Source organism: Cellulomonas sp. IC4_254, assembly GCF_011603975.1.
Taxonomy (GTDB): domain Bacteria; phylum Actinomycetota; class Actinomycetes; order Actinomycetales; family Cellulomonadaceae; genus Cellulomonas.
Genome location: NZ_JAANNB010000386.1, coordinates 1 through 988, shown reverse-complemented (window position 1 = coordinate 988; position 988 = coordinate 1). Strand labels below are relative to the sequence as shown.

Here is a 988-nt window from a genome sequence, read left to right as displayed (position 1 = left end):
CACGGCTGCGGCAGCGCCTCCCCCGCCCCGAGCAGCACGGCCCCCGAGACCGCGAACATCGCCGTCAGGTGCCACAGGTACAGCCCCATCGAGCGGGCACCGGCCCAGTGCACCAGCCGCGACCCGGCGGCCCACCGGGCGACGGCGTCCCGCACGAGCAGCGCCGCCGCCACCTGCGCCACCGCGAAGCCCACCACCGGGGCGGTCGGCGGGGCGAGGTTCGAGATCGCGTCGCCGGGCATGCCGATGAGCGACCGCGGGTAGGGGCCGACCGCGAGCAGCAGCACCGTGACCGCGAGCCCGCCGAGCGCGAGCAGCGCCAGCGCGGTGCGCTCGGGGACCAGGTCGCGGGCGGCCACCTCCTGCGGGGTCGAGAGCCGGCGCGCGGCGTACACCAGGCCGCCGAGGTACGGCACCACCCAGACGAGCAGCACGTTCGGCGCGCCGGGCAGCGCCACCTCGTCCGAGAACCGGAGCAGGTCCACGACCAGCGGCAGCGCCGCCGCGACGACCAGCACCCGCGCGGTGCCCCACCGGCGCAGGGCGCGCAGCAGCAGGGGCGTGAGCGCGAGCAGGCCGATCTGCACGCCCAGGAACCACAGGGGTTGCGGCACGATGCGCGCCACCCGGTCGACCGCCGCCTCCGGCACGCCGAGCCACGGCAGCGCCGCGACGAGCAGCGCCCAGACCCCGACGAACACCGCGACCGGCCGCGCCATGCGCAGCAGCCGGACGCCTGCGAACCGCCAGCCGGGCTCCCCGGGGTGCCGGTCCACGTCGTACCGCGCGGCGGCACCGGCGGCGAAGAACAGCAGCGGCAGCGGCTGGAGCCAGGTCAGCAGCCACGCGTCGCCGTGCGCCAGCGCGTTCCCCACGGCGAGGGTCTCGCCGTCCCACGTCGCCTCGACCATGAGCCAGTGCAGGGCGACGACGAGCAGGATGCCGACGGCGCGCACGCCGTCGACGAACGGGTCCCGCCGGGGCCGGG

General features: G+C 77.5%; 1 protein-coding gene. It reads right to left on the bottom strand.

Translation table 11 applies throughout. The annotated features are described in order from the left end of the window. Positions 1–988: acyltransferase family protein (locus tag G6556_RS18940; protein WP_166944722.1), on the bottom strand; the 988-nt coding region annotated here is incomplete at both ends.